The following is a 16,633-nucleotide window of genomic DNA, read 5'->3' as shown; positions in this document are numbered from 1 at the left end:
TGGACACCGCACTAGATGACGGGCAGTCCCTGCGGGCCGACGCCGCGCATCGAGCGGGTCAGCTTCCGGTCGTCGCTCCACAGGAAACAGCGCACCCCCCGGTCGCCCTCCTCCCACTCCCGCTGCGACGGCGGGTAGAAGATCGAGCCGGCCCGGTACGGCAGGTCGCTGTTGTTCGGCACGTTGGCGAACACCGCGATGAGCGCCATGCAGCGCCGGTGCACCTGCTGGCTCGACCGGGTGAACTCCGCCCAGCTCATGTCGCGTTCCAGGTGGACGCCGACGAACTCGGCCCGGTGCGGCTCGGTGCAGAGCACCGGCGCCATGTAGTTGAGGTTGTTGCCGATCAGCTTGGGGTCGAAGCAGCGGTGGACCAGCTGGTTGTCGCCGACCATCGCGCCGCGCAGGCTGCCCACCCGGTTGACCGGCCGGGTGTTGTCGATGCTGTCGGTCTCGGCCAGGTCGCACCGGTACCAGCGGGCGCCGGCGACCCAGGCGGTCACCGAGGGCAGCGCGATGTTCATGGTGAGCCGGGCGGAGTGCCAGTCCCCGCCGATCACCTCCCGGGCCCGCTGGTCGCATTCGGCCCGGGCGGTACGCAGCGCGGGGGAGCCCGGTTCGGGACGGGCGCCGGCCGCGGCCGGCCCGGTGAAGGTGCCGACGTGCACGGCCTCGGCCAGGTGGCTGCGCCCGCAGGCCACCGTCTCGTAGGTGCCGGCCTGCACCACTGCGGTGATCCGGGGCAGGCAGGCGTCCGTGGCGGGCATGAACAACCGGGGCGCCGGCAGGGCGGGCCAGTCGTCGATCAGGTCGCCGTCGGCCCGGTGCGGCTGGACGCAGCCGCCCAGGACCGCCGTCGCCGTGCCGGCCAGCGCCAGCGCCACGACCCACCGTCGCATCGTCCGCCCCTTCCGGGAGATGGCAGCCGGTCGCCGCGGCCCGTGCGGCGTTCCCGCCACCGGGCGTGCAGCATATGTGACCGTCCCCGGTGGAGTGTTGCGGTGTTTCCGTCGATCGGCCAGTGGCGGCTGGCTTTTCGTCCGGGATTTCTGGTCCGGGAGGGCCGATTCTGCACCACCGGTCACGGCTGGGTCACGGCGGGTCCGGGTGGGTGCCGTGCTGTGAGCGGCGGGTGACCGCCTTCGTACACTGGCCCGGTGACCGTACCGCCGCTGATCGTCGCGCCGAGCATCCTGGCCGCCGATTTCGCCCGCCTCGCCGACGAGGTCCGCGCCGTGGAGCATGCCGCCGACTGGTTGCACGTGGACGTCATGGACAACCACTTCGTGCCGAACCTGACCATCGGGCTGCCGGTGGTGCAGAGCCTGCGCGCCGCGACCGAGCTCCCCTTCGACGTGCACCTCATGATCACCGACCCGCGCCGCTGGGCGCCCGGGTACGCCGACGCCGGGGCGTACAACGTCACCTTCCACGCCGAGGCGTGTGACGACCCGGTGGCCCTGGCGAAGGACCTGCGTTCGGCCGGAGCGAAGGCGGGGCTGGCGATCGACCGGGACACCCCGATCGAGCCGTACCTCGACCTGCTGCCAAGCTTCGACACCCTGCTGATCATGACGATCAAGGCCGGGTTCGGCGGCCAGCGGTTCATCCCGCAGCTCCTCGACAAGGTGCGGGCCGCCCGCCGGCACGTCGACAGCGGCCATCTCGAGCTGCGCATCGAGGTCGACGGCGGGATCGGCGCCGACACCATCGAGCAGGCGGCGGCCGCCGGCGCGGACGCCTTCGTCGCCGGCACCGCCGTCTACGGCGCCGACGATCCGGCCGAGGCGGTACGCCGGCTGCGGGCCCTGGCGGAACGCGCGGCCGGCGGGGCCTGAGGTGGACCCGGCCGGCGAGCGACCCGACGTCATCCTGGTCGTCGACGACGACGAGGACATCGCACGCTTCGTCGAGTTCAACCTGCGGCTGCACGGCTTCGAGGTGGTCCACGCCGGCGACGGCCAGGAGGCGCTCGAGGTGATCGAGCGGCAACGGCCGGACCTGGCCGTGGTCGACCTGATGATGCCGCGCATCGACGGTCTGGAGCTGACCCGCCGGCTGCGCGCCGACCCGATGACCGCCGCCCTGCCGGTGATCATGCTGACCGCCAAGGGGATGACCGTGGACAAGGTGCACGGCCTCAGCGCCGGCGCCGACGACTACCTGGTCAAGCCCTTTGACACCGCCGAGCTGGTGGCCCGGGTCAGCTCCACCCTGCGCCGCAACAAGGAGTTCCGGGAGGTCTCGCCGCTGACCGGGCTGCCCGGCAACAGCCGGATCCGGCGGGAGATCAGCGACCGGGTCCGCAACGGCGTCGACTACGCCGTCGGGTACATCGACATCGACCGGTTCAAGAGCGTCAACGACCGGTACGGCTTCGTCCGCGGCGACGAGTTCATCTCCGCCCTGGCCCGCAGCCTGCACCGGGCGGTGGTCTCGATCGGGCTGCCACCGGCCTTCCTCGGCCACGTCGGCGGCGACGACTTCGTCATCGTCTGCACGCCGGGTCAGGTCCGGCCGCTGACCAGCCGGGCGGTGGTCGACTTCGAGAAGGCCGCGGACGCCCTCTACGACCCCACCGACCGGGAGCGCGGCTTCGTCGAGCTGAAGGACCGGCGGGGCAACATCCGGCGGGCCGCGCTGGTCACCCTCTCCATCGGCGTCTCCCTCTCCGACTCCGGCAAACGCTTCACCGACCCGCTGGAGGCGATCGCGGTGGCCTCGGAGATGAAGACGGTGGCGAAGAGCCAGCCCGGGTCGTACGTGGCGGTCGACCGGCGGCGCGGGGTCACCTGACCGTAACCGGACATCTGTGAGCTACCTCGCCTCGGTGGCGACGGGGGTGGTCCGGCGTGTAAGACTTCCGGTATACCCACCACGCGCTGGCGGGGCTCGGTGAAATTCCGAACCGGCGGTGATCCACGGTCCGACCGTGGTAAGCCCGCGACCCGGACGGCTTCGGCCGGACGGTGGACCTGGTGAGAATCCGGGGCCGACGGTGGGGAGCGGTCCGTCCGCCCCCCGACAGTCCGGATGGGAGACAGCGCGCGGGACGGGGAGGCCCCCTGCCGGCCGCTGGCACCCTCAGCGCCGCGTGGGCTCCCCGGGGTCGGCCGTGCCGTCCCCGGATCTCCGCCGCCGCCTGCCTGCGGCACGCCGTGCCGACACCTCCCGCCCTCGCCCGCGCGCGACCGGCGAGTGAGAGGGCAGGGACAGGCGATGGCGAGCGTCTCCATCGACGAGGCGATGCGTCGCGCGATCGCGCTGGCCGCCCGTGGGCTCGGCACCACCAGCCCCAACCCGGTCGTCGGCTGCGTGCTCCTCGACCCGGACGGCGAGGTCGTCGGCGAGGGCTTCCACGCGTACGCCGGAGGTCCGCACGCCGAGATCGTCGCGCTCGCCCAGGCCGGCCGACGGGCCCGCGGCGGCACCGCCGTGGTCACCCTGGAACCCTGCGACCACACCGGCCGCACCGGCCCCTGCAGTCACGCGCTGATCCGGGCCGGCGTGGCCCGGGTGGTGGTGGCCGTCGGAGACCCCAACCCGGTCGCCTCCGGCGGCGCCGCCACCCTGCGCGCCGCCGGAGTCCAGGTCGATTCCGGGGTACGCGCGCAGGAGGCCGAGGCCGGAAATGTCGCCTGGCTGACCTCGATGCGCCGCGGCTGGCCGTACGTCATCTGGAAGTACGCCGCCACGCTCGACGGGCGCTCCGCCGCAGCCGTCGGCACCAGCATGTGGATCACCTCCGAGGCGGCCCGGATGGACGTGCACGCGCTGCGCGGCACCGTGGACGCGGTGATCGCCGGGGTCGGCACCGTGCTCGCCGACGACCCCCGGCTCACCGCCCGCAACCTGCGCGACGGCACCCTCGCGATCCGGCAGCCGCTGCGCGTGGTGGTGGACAGTTCGGGGCGTACGCCCGGAGCGGCCCGCGTGCGCGACGGCGCCGCGCGGACCTGGATCGCCACCGCCGCGGAGGTCGGGGCGGGCCTGGACGGCCGGGTCGACCTGCCGGCGCTCCTGGCCGAGCTGCACCACCGCGGCGTGCGGGCGGCCCTGCTGGAGGGCGGCCCCCGGCTGGCCGGCGCGTTCCTGGCCGCCAGGCTGGTCGACAAGGTGGTCGGGTACGTCGCGCCGAAGCTGCTGGGCGCCGGCCCCACCGCGCTGCTCGACGCGGGTGTGGGCAGCATCGCCGACGCCATCGATCTGGAACTCACCGACGTTACGCAGGTCGGTCCCGACCTGCGGATCACCGCGCTGCCCCGGAAGAGGGAGGCCTGACATGTTCACCGGCATCGTCGAGGAGCTGGGCGAGGTCGTCCGGACCACGGAGACCGGGGGTGACTCCGCGCTGGTCGCCATCCGCGGCCCGCTGGTCACCTCGGACGCCCGCCACGGCGACTCCATCGCGGTCAACGGGGTCTGTCTGACCGTGGTCGACGTCGACGCCGGCGTCTTCACCGCCGACGTGATGGGAGAGACCCTGCGCCGCTCCGCGCTCGGCGCGCTCCGTGCGGGCGACCCGGTCAACCTGGAGCGGGCGGCCGCGCTCGGCAGCCGGCTCGGCGGTCACCTGGTCCAGGGCCACGTCGACGGGGTCGGCGAGCTGATCTCCCGCGAGCCGGCCGCGCAGTGGGAGACGGTCCGCTTCCGGCTCCCCGCCGCGCTGTCCCGGTACGTGGTGGAGAAGGGCTCGATCACCATCGACGGCGTCTCGCTGACCGTCGCCGAGGTCGGCGACGACTGGTTCGCCGTCGGGCTGATCCCGACCACCCTCAAGCTGACCACGCTCGGCGCCAAGGGCGTCGGCGACCCGGTCAACCTCGAGGTGGACGTGCTGGCGAAGTACGTCGAGCGGCTGCTCGGCGACCGGCTGCCGGGGGGTGGGCGCTGATGGGCCCGCTGGGTTGGCTGCTCGACGCCCAGGTGCACGTCGCCGGCTCGGGGGTGCTGGTCCGGGAGATCGTCGGCAACGTCTTCGGGCTGGCCTCGGCGCTGCTCGGGCTGCGCCGGCTGGTCTGGGCCTGGCCGGTCGGCATGATCGGCAACGCGCTGCTCTTCACCGTCTTCCTCGGCGGTGTCTTCGCCACCCCGCAGGCGCACGATCTCTACGGCCAGGCCGGCCGGCAGGTCTTCTTCTTCGCGGTCAGCGTCTACGGCTGGTGGCGCTGGACGCGCAACCGCCACTCCGGCACGGGGGAGCAGCCCGCGGTGACGCCCCGCTGGGCCACCGGCCGGGAACGCCTCGGCCTGCTCGCCGCGGCGGCGGTCGGCACCGCGGGCGGGTACCCGGTGCTGGCCGCGCTCGGCTCGTGGGGTCCGCTGCCGGACGCCTGGATCCTGGTCGGCAGCCTGCTCGCCACGTACGGCATGGCGCGCGGCTGGGTCGAGTTCTGGCTGATCTGGATCGCCGTCGACGCGGTCGGCGTGCCGCTGCTGCTGCGCGGAGGCTTCTACCCGTCCGCCGCCATGTACCTGGTCTACGGCGCGTTCTGCGTCTGGGGCATGGCCGCCTGGTGGCGCGCCTCGCGGGACACCCCGCCGGCGCCCACCTCGATCCCGCCCACCTATTCGGAGGCAGTGGCATGAGCGAGCGCAGCGAGCGAATCATCAGGTCCAGTCCCTTGGTGCCTCATGACGGCACGGAGCGAAGCGGAGTGCCGGCATGAGCGCCTTTGGCAGCATCGAGCAGGCGGTGGCGGACATCGCCGCCGGCCGGCCCGTCGTCGTGGTCGACGACGAGGACCGGGAGAACGAGGGCGACCTGATCTTCGCGGCCGAGCTGGCCACGCCCGAACTGGTCGCGTTCATGGTCCGCTACACCTCGGGCTACATCTGCGTGCCGCTGACCGAGAGCGAGTGCGACCGGCTGGACCTGCCGCCGATGCACCACACCAACCAGGACCGGCGGGGGACCGCGTACACGGTGACCGTGGACGCCCGGGAGGGGGTCAGCACCGGCATCTCCGCGGCCGACCGGTCGCACACCATCCGGCTGCTCGCCGACGCCGCCACCGACCCCACCGACCTGGCCCGCCCCGGGCACGTGGTGCCGCTGCGCGCCCGCGAGGGCGGCGTGCTGCGTCGGCCGGGGCACACCGAGGCGGCCGTCGACCTGACCCGGCTGGCCGGACTGCGCCCCGCCGGCGTGCTCTGCGAGCTGGTCAACGACGACGGCACCATGATGCGCCTGCCGGACCTGGAGAAGTTCTGCGCCGAGCACGGGCTGACCCTGATCACCATCGCCGACCTGATCGCGTACCGGCGGCGGACCGAGAAGCAGGTCGAGCAGGTCGCGGACGCGCGGATGCCCACCCCGTACGGGGTGTTCCGGGCGCTCGGCTACCGCAGCGACTACGACTCCGCCGAGCACGTCGCGCTGGTGATGGGCGACCTCGGCGACGGGCAGGATGTGCTGGTCCGGGTGCACTCCGAGTGCCTCACCGGGGACGTCTTCGGCTCGCTGCGCTGCGACTGCGGCCCTCAGCTGCAGGCCGCGCTGGCCCGGGTGGCGCAGGAGGGGCGCGGGGTGGTCCTCTACGTACGCGGGCACGAGGGGCGCGGGATCGGCCTGCTGCACAAGCTCCAGGCGTACCAGCTCCAGGACCAGGGCCGGGACACCGTGGACGCGAACCTCGACCTGGGGTTGCCCGCCGACGCCCGGGACTACGGCACCGGCGCGCAGATCCTCTACGACCTCGGCGTCCGCTCGATGCGGCTGCTCACCAACAACCCGGCCAAGCGGGCCGGCCTGGAGGGCTACGGCCTCACGGTGAGCGGCCGCGAGGGCCTGCCGATCCGGTCGAACCCGGAGAACGTGCGGTACCTGCGGACCAAGCGGGACCGGATGGGGCACCTGCTGGACGAGCTGGACGAGGTTACCGAGGCGCCGATGGGCCGCCCGGTCGACGGCGACGAGATCGGAGCGTAGACATGGCGGGTTTCGGCGAACCGGGCGTGACGACGGTGGACGCCGCCGGGCTGACCGTCGGCGTGGTCGCCGCGCGCTGGCACGGCGACCTGACCGACCACATGGTCGACCGGGCGGTCGCCGCCGCGCAGGCGTGCGGCGCCCGGGCGGTGGTGGCCCGGGTCGCCGGCTCGGTGGAACTGCCCGTGGTGGCCCAGGCGATGGCCCGCCGGTACGACGTGGTGGTCGCCCTCGGCGTGGTGGTCCGTGGCGCGACGGCGCACTTCGACTACGTCTGCCGTTCGGTCACCGACGGGCTGACCCGGGTGGCCCTGGACGAGGGCAAGCCGGTCGCGCACGGGGTGCTCACGGTGGAGACGATCGAGCAGGCCCGGGACCGGGCCGGGCTGCCCGGCTCGGCGGAGGACAAGGGCTGGGCGGCCACCGTGGCCGCGCTGGACGCCGCCCTGGCCATCCGCAACCTGGCCACCAACGGCCACCGCGTCGGCTTCGCCGGCTGACCCGCCCCGCCCCCTGCCCCGCGCCCGAGGCGGTGACCATGAAGTTGTTGCCGGTGTCAGCGGCGTGTCGAGGCAACAACTTCATGATCGCCGTCTGCCGCGGGGTGCCGATGGGCCGTGGGGAAGGTGGCGCGCCCGGACCCGGAGCGCGTCGCCGGTCCGGGTGACTGGAAGAATCGCATCCCGTGAAGACGTTCGAGGAGTTGTTCGCCGAGCTGCATGCCAAGGCCGCTGCCGGCACCCCGGGCTCCGGCACGGTCGCCGCGCTGGAGCAGGGGGTGCACTTCATCGGCAAGAAGGTCGTCGAGGAGGCGGCCGAGTCGTGGATGGCCGCCGAGCACGAGGGCCCGGAGCGGGCCGCCGAGGAGATCTCGCAGCTGCTCTACCAGGCCCAGGTGCTGATGCTCGCCACCGGTCTCGAGCTCAAGGACGTGTACCGACATCTGTGAGTGCCCCCACCCGTTGATCAATCCCGATCGAAGGAGCACTCCGTCATGCTGCGTGTCGCCGTTCCCAACAAGGGCACCCTGGCCGAGCCGGCCGCCGGGATGCTGCGCGAGGCCGGTTACCGGCAGCGCCGCGACCCCAAGGACCTGGTCTGCCGGGACGAGGCCAACGACGTCGAATTCCTCTACCTGCGTCCCCGGGACATCGCCACCTACGTCGGCTCCGGCGACCTGGACCTCGGCATCACCGGTCGGGACCTGCTGGTCGACTCCGGCGCCCCGGCCGAGGAGGTCGTCGACCTCGCCTTCGGCGGCGCGACCTTCCGCTTCGCCGCCGGCCCGGACACCATCGACTCGCCGAAGGAGCTGGGCGGGCACCGGATCGCCACGGCGTACCCGGGGGTGGTCCGCCGCTACCTCGACGACAACGGGCTGACCGCGGACGTCATCCGGCTCGACGGCGCGGTGGAGAACGCCGTCCGCCTCGGCGTGGCCGACGTGGTGGCCGACGTGGTCTCCACCGGCGCCACCCTGCGCCAGGCCGGGCTGCAGATCATCGGCGAGCCGCTGCTCGTCTCCTCGGCGGTGCTGGTCCGGCGTGTCGGCGCGCCCGGCTGCGCCCAGGCCGAGCAGCTGCTCCGCCGGCTGCACGGCGTGCTGGTCGCCCGGCGCTACGTGATGCTCGCCTACGACGTGCCGGCCGGTCTGCTCGACCGGGCCAGCTCGCTGACCCCCGGGATCGAGTCGCCGACCGTCTCCCCGCTGCACCGGGAGGGCTGGGTCGCCGTGCAGGCGATGGTGCAGCGCGACGACGTGCACCGGATCATGGACGAGCTCTACGAACTGGGCGCCCGGGCGATCCTGGTCACCAACATCCACGCGTGTCGGCTGTGAGGCCGCTCCCTTCGTCGGCCGCCCTCGCCCTGGTGGTGCTGGGCGGGGCGGCCTCGGCGGCCCAGGGCGTGGTCAACGCCGAGCTGGGCGAGCGCGCCGGCAACCCGGTGCTCGGCGCGGTGGTCAACAACCTCGGCGGCAGCCTGCTCGTCGCGGTGGGGCTGCTCGCCGTCCCGTCGATGCGCGCCGGGCTGGCCGCGTTGCGCCGGTCCGGGCTGCCCTGGTGGTCGTACCTGGGCGGGTTCGGGGGCGCGGCGATCGTGGTGATCGGCACGTACGTCGTCCCGGTGCTCGGGGTGGCGGTCTTCACCATCGCCCAGGTCGCCGGCGGCAGCGTCGGCGGGCTGGCCGTGGACCGGTCCGGCCTGGCTCCGGCGGGGCGCCTGCCGTTCACCGTGCCCCGGGTGGCCGGGGCGCTGCTCGGCGTCGGCGCGGTGACCCTGGCCCAGCTCGGCCGGCCGGTCGGCGACCTGGCGGTCGGGCTGGTGCTGCTCGCGGTGGCGGGCGGCCTGGCGGTCGCCCTCCAGTCGGCGCTGAACGGCCGGGTCTCCGCCGCCAGCACCACGGCCGCCGGGATCGCGGTCAACTTCGCCGTCGGCACCCCGGTGATCCTGGCGGTCGCGGCGCTGGTCGGCGCGTTCGCCGCCCGCCCCAGCTGGCCGGGGCAGTGGTGGTTGTACGGGGGCGGCCTGCTCGGCGTCGGCATCGTGCTCTCCCTGCTGGTCGGGGTACGCGCGGTCGGCGTGCTGCGGACCGGCCTGGCGCTGGTCGCCGGGCAGCTCGGCGGCGCGCTGCTGCTGGACGTCCTGCTGCCCGGGGGCGCCGGCGCGCGGCTGCCGGTGCTGGCCGGCGCGGCGCTCACCGTGGTCGCGGTCGTGGTGGCCGGTGGCCGGCGACGCGCCCCGGTCCGCGTGGCACCGGACCGGAGCCCGGAGCCGGATGGCAGACTGGTGGGGTGAGCGATTCCCTGGTGACCCTGCGGCCGCGGCGGATCCGGCTGGTCTGCTGGGCCTCGGCGGCGACCCTTCTGGTGGTCTTCAGCCTGGTGGCGACCTCGCTGACCGGCCGGACCGGTGACGGCTACGGCACCTTCCAGCGCGGCGACCAACTGGCCATGATCGGGCTGGGCGTCTTCGGCGCGCTCGGCATCCTGCTCTTCACCCGGCCCCGGGTGGTGGCCGACGCCAGGGGCGTCCGGGTCCGCAACGTGATCGGCTCGTACGAGCTGCCCTGGGAGGTCGTCCGCGGGGTCCGCTTCGACCGGGGCGCCCCGTGGGCCAGCCTGGAGCTGCACGACGACGACCTGCTGCCGATGGTCGCCCTGCAGGCGGCCGACAAGGAGCTGGCGGTCGAGGGCGTGCGCGCCCTGCGCCGTCTCCACCAGGCGCACCTGACCGCCCTCGCCGGCGACCCCGCCGCCCGCTGAGCCGGAAATCCGCAGGCCGGGGCGCAAGCGGACGGGCGGGGCGAGTTGGGGATGGCTGGGGCGAGGGTGTAGTCTTGCCAAGTCGACCAGACTGCCCCCGTTCCGACGTGCGGGCGGTCGTGAAGCGGAGCGCCTGCTCCCACCCGAGTTGCCCCTGACGGTGGCCGGGTCCGGTCACCGGTTCCGGGGACATCCCGGTCCCGGATGCGCGATCCTGTGATCGTGCCGACCGGTCGAGCGGGCCCTGGCATGCGCCGGGGCCTTCTGCTTTCCGGGTCGGCTCCCGTCCGGGAGCCCGCGGAGTCGGCACCGCAGGAGACTCGACTCGAGGAGGCCCCATCAGCGTCGAACCACGCGTGAACGAACAGATCCGGGCACGTGAGGTCCGACTGGTCGGCCCTGAGGGTGAGCAGGTGGGCATCGTCCCGCTGGAGCGCGCCCTGCAGCTGGCCGCGGACGTCGACCTGGACCTGGTCGAGGTTGCGCCGATGGCGCGCCCGCCGGTGTGCAAGCTCATGGACTTCGGCAAGTTCAAGTACGAGAGCGCACTGAAGGCGCGCGAAGCGCGGCGTAACCAGCAGCAGACCGTCATCAAGGAGATGAAGCTCCGGCCGAAGATCGACCCGCACGACTACGAGACCAAGAAGGGTCACGTGGTGCGGTTCCTCAAGGCCGGCGACAAGGTCAAGGTGACGATCATGTTCCGCGGTCGCGAGCAGAGCCGCCCGGAGCTGGGTTACCGGCTCCTGCGCCGGCTCGAGTCGGAGATCACGGACCTGGGATACGTCGAGGCCGCTCCGAAGCAGGACGGTCGAAACATGATCATGGTTCTCGCCCCGCACCGGGCCGTGAAGGCCTCCGCGGTCGCCGCCACGGCGTCCCGCGGTGGACCTCGGGAACGGGCCGCGGAGGAGGCCGGTGCTCCAGAGGCCGGCGAGACCCCGGAGGCCGGCGAGACCGCAGCAGCCGGCGAGACCGGCCCGACCGCTGACACCAGCGGCCAGTAACAGGGAGAAGACGTTCCACATGCCGAAGATGAAGAGCCACACGGGTACGGGCAAGCGGGTCAAGGTGACCGGCAGGGGCAAGATCGTTGCCCAGCAGGCCGGCCTCCGCCACAAGCTGGAGAAGAAGTCCTCCACCCACACCCGGCGGCTGACCGGCACGGTCGAGCTGGCCAAGGCCGACGTCAAGCGCATCAAGAAGCTGCTCGGCCGCTGACGCGCGCCACCTGAGCCGAAGAAGGAGTTGAGATGGCACGCGTCAAGCGGGCTGTGAACGCCCAGAAGAAGCGTCGTACCCTGCTGGAGACCGCGAGCGGTTACCGCGGTCAGCGCTCCCGCCTGTACCGCAAGGCCAAGGAGCAGGTGCTGCACTCGATGCAGTACGCCTACCGGGACCGTCGTGACCGCAAGGGCGACTTCCGGCAGCTCTGGATCCAGCGGATCAACGCTGGCGCCCGGGCCAACGGCATGACCTACAACCGGCTGATCCAGGGCCTGCGCCTGGCCGGCATCGAGGTCGACCGCAAGATCCTGGCCGACCTGGCCGTCAACGACGCCGCGGCGTTCGCCGCGATCGTCGAGCTGGCCCGCGCCGCCGTGGCGGCCGAGGGCACCGGTGGCGCCGCGGCCCAGGCCGCCTGATCCACCCGCAGCAGATCGAGGCGTCTCCCATGCAGTCACCATCGCGCGGGAGGCGCCTCGACGCTGTCTCCGGCCCGTTCACCCCGCGTACCCCCAGGGTGGTCGCCGCCCGCCGGCTCCAGCGCCGCCGGGACCGCGAGGCCACCGGCCGGTTCCTGGCCGAGGGCCCGCAGGCGGTCCGCGAGGCCCTGGCCCGCGCCGGGACGGTCACCGAGCTGTTCGGTACGCCGGCTGCCCTCGACCGGTACGCCGACCTGGCGGCCCAGGCCGCCCGCGCCGACGTGCCGGTCTCCGAGGTGACCGAGGAGGGGCTGGCCGCGCTCGCCGAGACCGTCGCCCCGCAGGGCCTGGTCGCCGTCTGCCGGCACCTCGATGTCCCCCTGGACACCGCCCTGTCCCGGAGCCCGCGCCTGGTCGCGGTGCTTGCCGAGATCCGCGACCCGGGCAACGCTGGCACCGTGCTCCGCACCGCCGACGCGGCCGGCGCCGGGGCGGTGGTCTTCGCCGGCGACGCCGTCGACCCGTACAACGGCAAGTGTGTGCGGTCCTCGGCCGGCAGCCTCTTCCACGTCGACGTGGTCCGCGCCCCCGACCCGCTCGCGGCGGTCGAAGCGCTACGCACCGCCGGGCTCTCGATTTTCGCCACCACCGGGTACGGCGACAGCGACCTGGACGACCTCATCGACTACGGGCGGCTCGCCGCCCCCACCGCCTGGCTGTTCGGCTCCGAGGCGCACGGGCTGCCCGAGGAGCTGACCGCCGCCGCCGACGCCCGGGTCCGGGTGCCGCTGCACGGGCGCGCCGAGAGCCTGAACCTGGCTGCGGCCGCCGCCGTCTGCCTGTACGCTTCAGCCAGAGCGCTGCGCTGACCGTCACCCGGTCGCGCGGCAACACAGCAGGGGAGTCGTCCGCATGGTGAACGCGCCACGGCGTTCGTTTAGCCAGCCCGCCGGTGTCGGCGGGCGGCGGGCCTGACCCTTCCTCCTGCGTAACTCCCACCGGCGGGCTGCGGCACAGCCGCGCGTCCGTAGACTCGCCTAGCCGCCCGTGAGGGTCGGCGCCGCCGTGAGGGAGTGCCCGTACGCCATGAGCTACCGCAACGATCCGTACGACCCGAAGCAGGTCGCCCTGCTCGACCCGGACGCCCTGGCCGCCGCCGTGGCCGACGCCGAGAAGGCGTTCGCCGCCGCCGCCGACCCGGACGCGTTGACCGCGCTGCGCCCCGCGCACCTCGGTGACCGGTCCCCGGTCTCCCTGGCGCGGCGGGAGATCGGCGCGCTGCCGCCGGCCGCCAAGTCGGACGCCGGCAAGCGGGTCAACGAGGCCCGCCGCGCCATCGAGGCCGCGTACGCCGCCCGGCAGGAGACCCTGGAGCGCGAGCAGGCCGAGCGGGTGCTGGTCGAGGAGCGGGTCGACGTCACGCTGCCGTACGACCGGCGTCCGCCCGGCGCCCGCCACCCGATCAGTCTGCTGATGGAGCAGATCAGCGACTTCTTCGTCGGGATGGGCTACGAGGTGGCCGAGGGGCCCGAGGTCGAGCTGGAGTGGACCAACTTCGACGCGCTCAACATCCCCGCCGACCATCCGGCCCGAGGCTTGATGGACACGTTCCACATCGCACCGCCGGAAGGGGCGGAGAGCTCCGGACTGGTGCTGCGCACCCACACCTCGCCGGTGCAGGCGCGCACGATGCTGACCCGCAAGCCGCCGATCTACGTGATCGTGCCCGGCCGGGCCTACCGCACCGACGAACTGGACGCCACCCACGCCCCCGTCTTCCACCAGGTGGAGGGGCTCGTGGTGGACAAGGGCATCACCATGGCGCACCTGCGTGGCACCCTGGACCACTTCGCCCGGGCGATGTTCGGGCCGGAGGCGAAGACCCGGTGGCGGCCGCACTACTTCCCGTTCACCGAGCCGTCGGCCGAGTTCGACGTCTGGTTCCCGGAGCACCGCAGGGGGCCGCAGTGGGTCGAGTGGGGCGGCTGCGGCATGGTCAACCCGCGGGTGCTGCGCGCCTGCGGCATCGACCCGGAGGTCTACTCCGGATTCGCCTTCGGCATGGGCATCGACCGGACGGTGATGGTCCGGCACGGGGTCGGCGACATGCGGGACATGGTCGAGGGGGACGTGCGGTTCACCCGCGCCTTCGGGGCCGGGGCGTAGGCGATGCGGGTACGGACAACGGAGACGGTGGTCTGAGTCATGCGAGTTTCTGTCAGTTGGCTGCGGGAGTACGTCGACCTCCCCGCCGACCTGCCCACCGGCGACCTGGAGCAGGCGCTGGTCGACCTCGGCATCGAGGTCGAGTCCATCGTCGACCTGCGGGAGACGGTCACCGGGCCGCTGGTGGTCGGTGAGGTACGCGAGATCGAGGAGCTGACCGGCTTCAAGAAGCCGATCCGGTTCTGCCTGGTCGACGTCGGTGACGCCAACGGCACCGGCGAGCCGCAGGAGATCGTCTGCGGGGCGACGAACTTCGCCCCGGGCGACAAGGTGGTGGTGATCCTCCCCGGCGGCGTGCTGCCCGGGAACTTCGTCATCGGCGCGCGCAAGACGTACGGGCGCAACTCCAACGGCATGATCTGCTCGGCCAAGGAGTTGGGCCTGGGCGACGACCACTCGGGCATCATCGTGCTGCCCGAGGACACCCCGGCCAAGCCCGGCGACGACGCCCGCCCGGTGGTCGGCCTCGACGACACCGTGGTCGAGATGGAGATCACCCCGGACCGCGGGTACGCGCTGAGCGTGCGCGGCATCGCCCGGGAGCTATCGCACGCTCTCGGCGTGCCGTTCCGCGACCCGGCCCTCGCCCCCGCGCCCGGTGCCAGCGAGCGTCCGGCGTACCCGGTCGAGGTGCGGGACCCGGTTGGCTGCGACCGGTTCGCCGCCCGGATGGTCCGCGGGATCGACCCGACCGCGGACACGCCGGGCTGGATGTCCCAGCGGCTCACCGTCGCCGGCATCCGCAGCATCTCGCTGCCGGTCGACATCACCAACTACCTGATGGTCGAACTCGGCCAGCCGATGCACGCGTTCGACGCCGACCGGATCACCGGTCCGCTGGTGGTCCGCCGCGCCGAGCCGGGGGAGAAGCTGACCACGCTCGACGGCGTCAGCCGCACCCTCGCCCCCGAGGACATGGTGATCTGCGACGCTGGGCTGCCCAGCCCCCTCGCGGGCGAGGGCGCCGGCGTCCCGATCTCGCTCGCCGCGGTGATGGGCGGCGAGACCAGCGAGGTGATCGCCTCCACGACCAATGTGCTCTTCGAGGCCGCGCACTGGGACCCGGCGATGGTCGGCCGGACCGCCCGCCGGCACAAGCTGTTCAGCGAGGCGGCGAAGCGCTGGGAGCGGGGCGTCGACCCGGCCATGGCGCTGGTCGCCCTGGAGCGGGCGGTACGGCTGCTCACTGAGCACGGCGGCGGCATGGTCGGCGAGGAGATCCTCGACATCAACCACGTCCGGCCGATGCGTCCGGTGACCATCCCGGCGGACCTGCCGTCCCGGCGGGTCGGGGTGGCGTACTCCCCGGAGCGGGTGGTTGCCCTGCTGGAGCAGGTCGGCTGCACGGTCGTCCGGGCCACCGACCGGCTGGCCGAGGACCCGGGCGAAGTCGGGGTGGCCGCGGGGAACGGCGACGTGCTCACTGTGACCCCGCCGACCTGGCGGCCCGACCTCACCGACCCGGCCGACCTGGTCGAGGAGGTGGTCCGTCTCGACGGGTACGACCGGGTGCCGTCGGTGCTGCCGACCGCGCCCGCCGGCCGCGGGCTGAGTTGGCAGCAGCGGCGGCGCCGGGCGGTGGCCCGGTCGCTCGCCGAGCGCGGGTACGTCGAGGTGCTGGCCCACCCGTTCGTCTCCGCCGAGCTGCCCGACCTGCTCGGCCTGCCCGCCGACGATCCCCGTCGGCAGGCGGTCCGGGTGGCGAACCCGCTGTCGGAGGAGGAGCCGCTGCTGCGCACCACGCTGCTCGGTCCGCTGCTCGGCATCCTCAAGCGGAACGTGGGTCGCGGCATGCGGGACGTCGCACTCTACGAGATCGGCGCGGTGTTCCACCCGCGTCCGGGCGCCGGCACCCCGCCCGCCATGGGCGTGGACCGTCGGCCGACCGACGCCGAGTTCGCCGCCGCCGACGCGGTGGTGCCGGACCAGCCGCGGCACGTCGCCGTGGTGCTCGCCGGCGACCTCGAGCCGGCCGGCTGGTGGGGCGCCGGTCGCGCGGCCGGCTGGGCGGACGCGGTGGAGGCCGGCCGCGCCGTGCTCGCCGCCGCCGACATCCCGGCCGACCGGATCACCGTCCGGGCCGCCGAGTACGCCCCCTGGCACCCCGGCCGCTGTGCCGAGCTGCTGGTCGACGGCACGGTGGTCGGGCACGCGGGCGAGCTGCACCCGGCGGTGGTGGCCGCGCTGGAGCTGCCGCGCCGGACCAGTGCCATGGAGCTGGACCTGGACGCGCTGCCCGCCGCGCCGTTGGTCACCGGGCCGGCGATCTCCACCTTCCCGCCCGCGCTGATCGACGTGGCGCTGGTGGTGGACGAGTCGGTCCCGGCCGCCGAGGTGCAGCGCGCGCTCACCGAGGGGGCCGGCGAGCTCCTGGAGGACGTCCGGCTCTTCGACGTGTACGCCTCCGAACAGCTCGGCGCCGGCCGCAAGTCGCTGGCGTACAAGCTGACGTTCCGGGCCCCGGACCGGACGCTCACCGTCGAGGAGGCGGTGGCCGCCCGCGACGCGGCGGTTGCCGAGGCAGCCTCCCGGTTCGGCGCGGTCCTCCGCGGCGCCTGACCGGT

General features: G+C 73.6%; 18 protein-coding genes and 1 riboswitch. Of the genes, 17 read left to right on the top strand and 1 reads right to left on the bottom strand.

The genetic code is table 11. The annotated features are described in order from the left end of the window. Window positions 1–11: 11 nt before the first annotated feature. A complete protein-coding gene (locus GA0070613_RS28395; RefSeq protein ID WP_089015073.1) occupies window positions 12–899 on the bottom strand; it encodes a septum formation family protein in 888 nt (295 codons plus the stop codon). A 258-nt stretch (window positions 900–1,157) separates the two neighbouring features. Here GA0070613_RS28395 and rpe point away from each other — a divergent pair, with 258 nt between their 5' ends. From rpe to pheT, 17 genes are all read left to right on the top strand, one after another. Then, window positions 1,158–1,838 (top strand): ribulose-phosphate 3-epimerase, encoded by a 681-nt coding sequence (gene rpe, locus GA0070613_RS28390; protein ID WP_089015072.1) that lies wholly within the window; start codon window positions 1,158–1,160, stop codon window positions 1,836–1,838. A 1-nt stretch (window position 1,839) separates the two neighbouring features. Further along, window positions 1,840–2,796 (top strand): GGDEF domain-containing response regulator, encoded by a 957-nt coding sequence (locus GA0070613_RS28385; RefSeq protein WP_089015071.1) that lies wholly within the window; start codon window positions 1,840–1,842, stop codon window positions 2,794–2,796. Window positions 2,797–2,877: 81 nt separating this feature from the next. After that, window positions 2,878–3,049: riboswitch (FMN riboswitch) on the top strand. A gap of 170 nt (window positions 3,050–3,219) precedes the next feature. Further along, window positions 3,220–4,281, top strand: a complete 1,062-nt coding sequence (gene ribD, locus GA0070613_RS28380; protein ID WP_089015070.1) for a bifunctional diaminohydroxyphosphoribosylaminopyrimidine deaminase/5-amino-6-(5-phosphoribosylamino)uracil reductase RibD — start codon at window positions 3,220–3,222, stop codon at window positions 4,279–4,281. Between the two features lies 1 nt (window position 4,282). Continuing rightward, a complete protein-coding gene (locus tag GA0070613_RS28375) occupies window positions 4,283–4,894 on the top strand; it encodes a riboflavin synthase (protein WP_089015069.1) in 612 nt (203 codons plus the stop codon). Continuing rightward, a complete protein-coding gene (gene pnuC, locus GA0070613_RS28370) occupies window positions 4,894–5,589 on the top strand; it encodes a nicotinamide riboside transporter PnuC (RefSeq protein ID WP_089015068.1) in 696 nt (231 codons plus the stop codon). The genes GA0070613_RS28375 and pnuC overlap by 1 nt, the downstream gene beginning before the upstream one ends. 76 nt (window positions 5,590–5,665) lie before the next feature. Continuing rightward, entirely contained in the window at window positions 5,666–6,931 is a 1,266-nt protein-coding gene (locus GA0070613_RS28365) for a bifunctional 3,4-dihydroxy-2-butanone-4-phosphate synthase/GTP cyclohydrolase II (protein ID WP_089015067.1), read from the top strand. Between the two features lie 2 nt (window positions 6,932–6,933). Next, window positions 6,934–7,431, top strand: coding sequence for a 6,7-dimethyl-8-ribityllumazine synthase (ribH, locus tag GA0070613_RS28360; RefSeq protein ID WP_089015066.1), 498 nt, complete (start codon window positions 6,934–6,936; stop codon window positions 7,429–7,431). Window positions 7,432–7,616: 185 nt separating this feature from the next. Then, on the top strand, window positions 7,617–7,880 hold the full coding sequence (locus GA0070613_RS28355; RefSeq protein ID WP_089015065.1) for a phosphoribosyl-ATP diphosphatase: 264 nt from the start codon (window positions 7,617–7,619) through the stop codon (window positions 7,878–7,880). Window positions 7,881–7,925: 45 nt separating this feature from the next. Further along, a complete protein-coding gene (gene hisG, locus GA0070613_RS28350) occupies window positions 7,926–8,771 on the top strand; it encodes an ATP phosphoribosyltransferase (RefSeq protein WP_089015064.1) in 846 nt (281 codons plus the stop codon). Then, window positions 8,759–9,730: a DMT family transporter gene (locus GA0070613_RS28345; RefSeq protein ID WP_231929536.1), complete on the top strand. Its 972-nt coding sequence runs from the start codon at window positions 8,759–8,761 to the stop codon at window positions 9,728–9,730. The genes hisG and GA0070613_RS28345 overlap by 13 nt, the downstream gene beginning before the upstream one ends. Continuing rightward, a complete protein-coding gene (locus tag GA0070613_RS28340) occupies window positions 9,727–10,197 on the top strand; it encodes a PH domain-containing protein (protein WP_172875915.1) in 471 nt (156 codons plus the stop codon). The genes GA0070613_RS28345 and GA0070613_RS28340 overlap by 4 nt, the downstream gene beginning before the upstream one ends. Before the next feature lie 356 nt (window positions 10,198–10,553). Continuing rightward, window positions 10,554–11,204 (top strand): translation initiation factor IF-3, encoded by a 651-nt coding sequence (infC, locus tag GA0070613_RS28335; protein WP_089015062.1) that lies wholly within the window; start codon window positions 10,554–10,556, stop codon window positions 11,202–11,204. Window positions 11,205–11,223: 19 nt separating this feature from the next. Then, window positions 11,224–11,418, top strand: coding sequence for a 50S ribosomal protein L35 (gene rpmI / locus GA0070613_RS28330; protein WP_089015061.1), 195 nt, complete (start codon window positions 11,224–11,226; stop codon window positions 11,416–11,418). 32 nt (window positions 11,419–11,450) lie between these two features. Next, window positions 11,451–11,843 carry a 50S ribosomal protein L20 gene (gene rplT / locus GA0070613_RS28325; RefSeq protein ID WP_030335718.1) on the top strand — a complete coding sequence of 131 codons (393 nt, stop codon included), beginning with the start codon at window positions 11,451–11,453 and terminating at the stop codon, window positions 11,841–11,843. A 29-nt stretch (window positions 11,844–11,872) separates the two neighbouring features. Beyond that, a complete protein-coding gene (locus GA0070613_RS28320) occupies window positions 11,873–12,712 on the top strand; it encodes a TrmH family RNA methyltransferase (protein WP_089015060.1) in 840 nt (279 codons plus the stop codon). A 217-nt stretch (window positions 12,713–12,929) separates the two neighbouring features. Continuing rightward, window positions 12,930–14,009, top strand: a complete 1,080-nt coding sequence (pheS, locus tag GA0070613_RS28315) for a phenylalanine--tRNA ligase subunit alpha (RefSeq protein WP_089015059.1) — start codon at window positions 12,930–12,932, stop codon at window positions 14,007–14,009. 39 nt (window positions 14,010–14,048) lie between these two features. After that, on the top strand, window positions 14,049–16,628 hold the full coding sequence (gene pheT / locus GA0070613_RS28310; protein WP_089015058.1) for a phenylalanine--tRNA ligase subunit beta: 2,580 nt from the start codon (window positions 14,049–14,051) through the stop codon (window positions 16,626–16,628). The last annotated feature ends 5 nt before the right edge of the window (window positions 16,629–16,633 follow it).

The sequence above is a fragment of the Micromonospora inositola genome, from assembly GCF_900090285.1.
Taxonomy (GTDB): Bacteria; Actinomycetota; Actinomycetes; order Mycobacteriales; family Micromonosporaceae; genus Micromonospora; species Micromonospora inositola.
The sequence above is the reverse complement of the archived record's forward strand: the minus strand, read 5'-3'. Positions and strand labels throughout refer to the sequence as shown.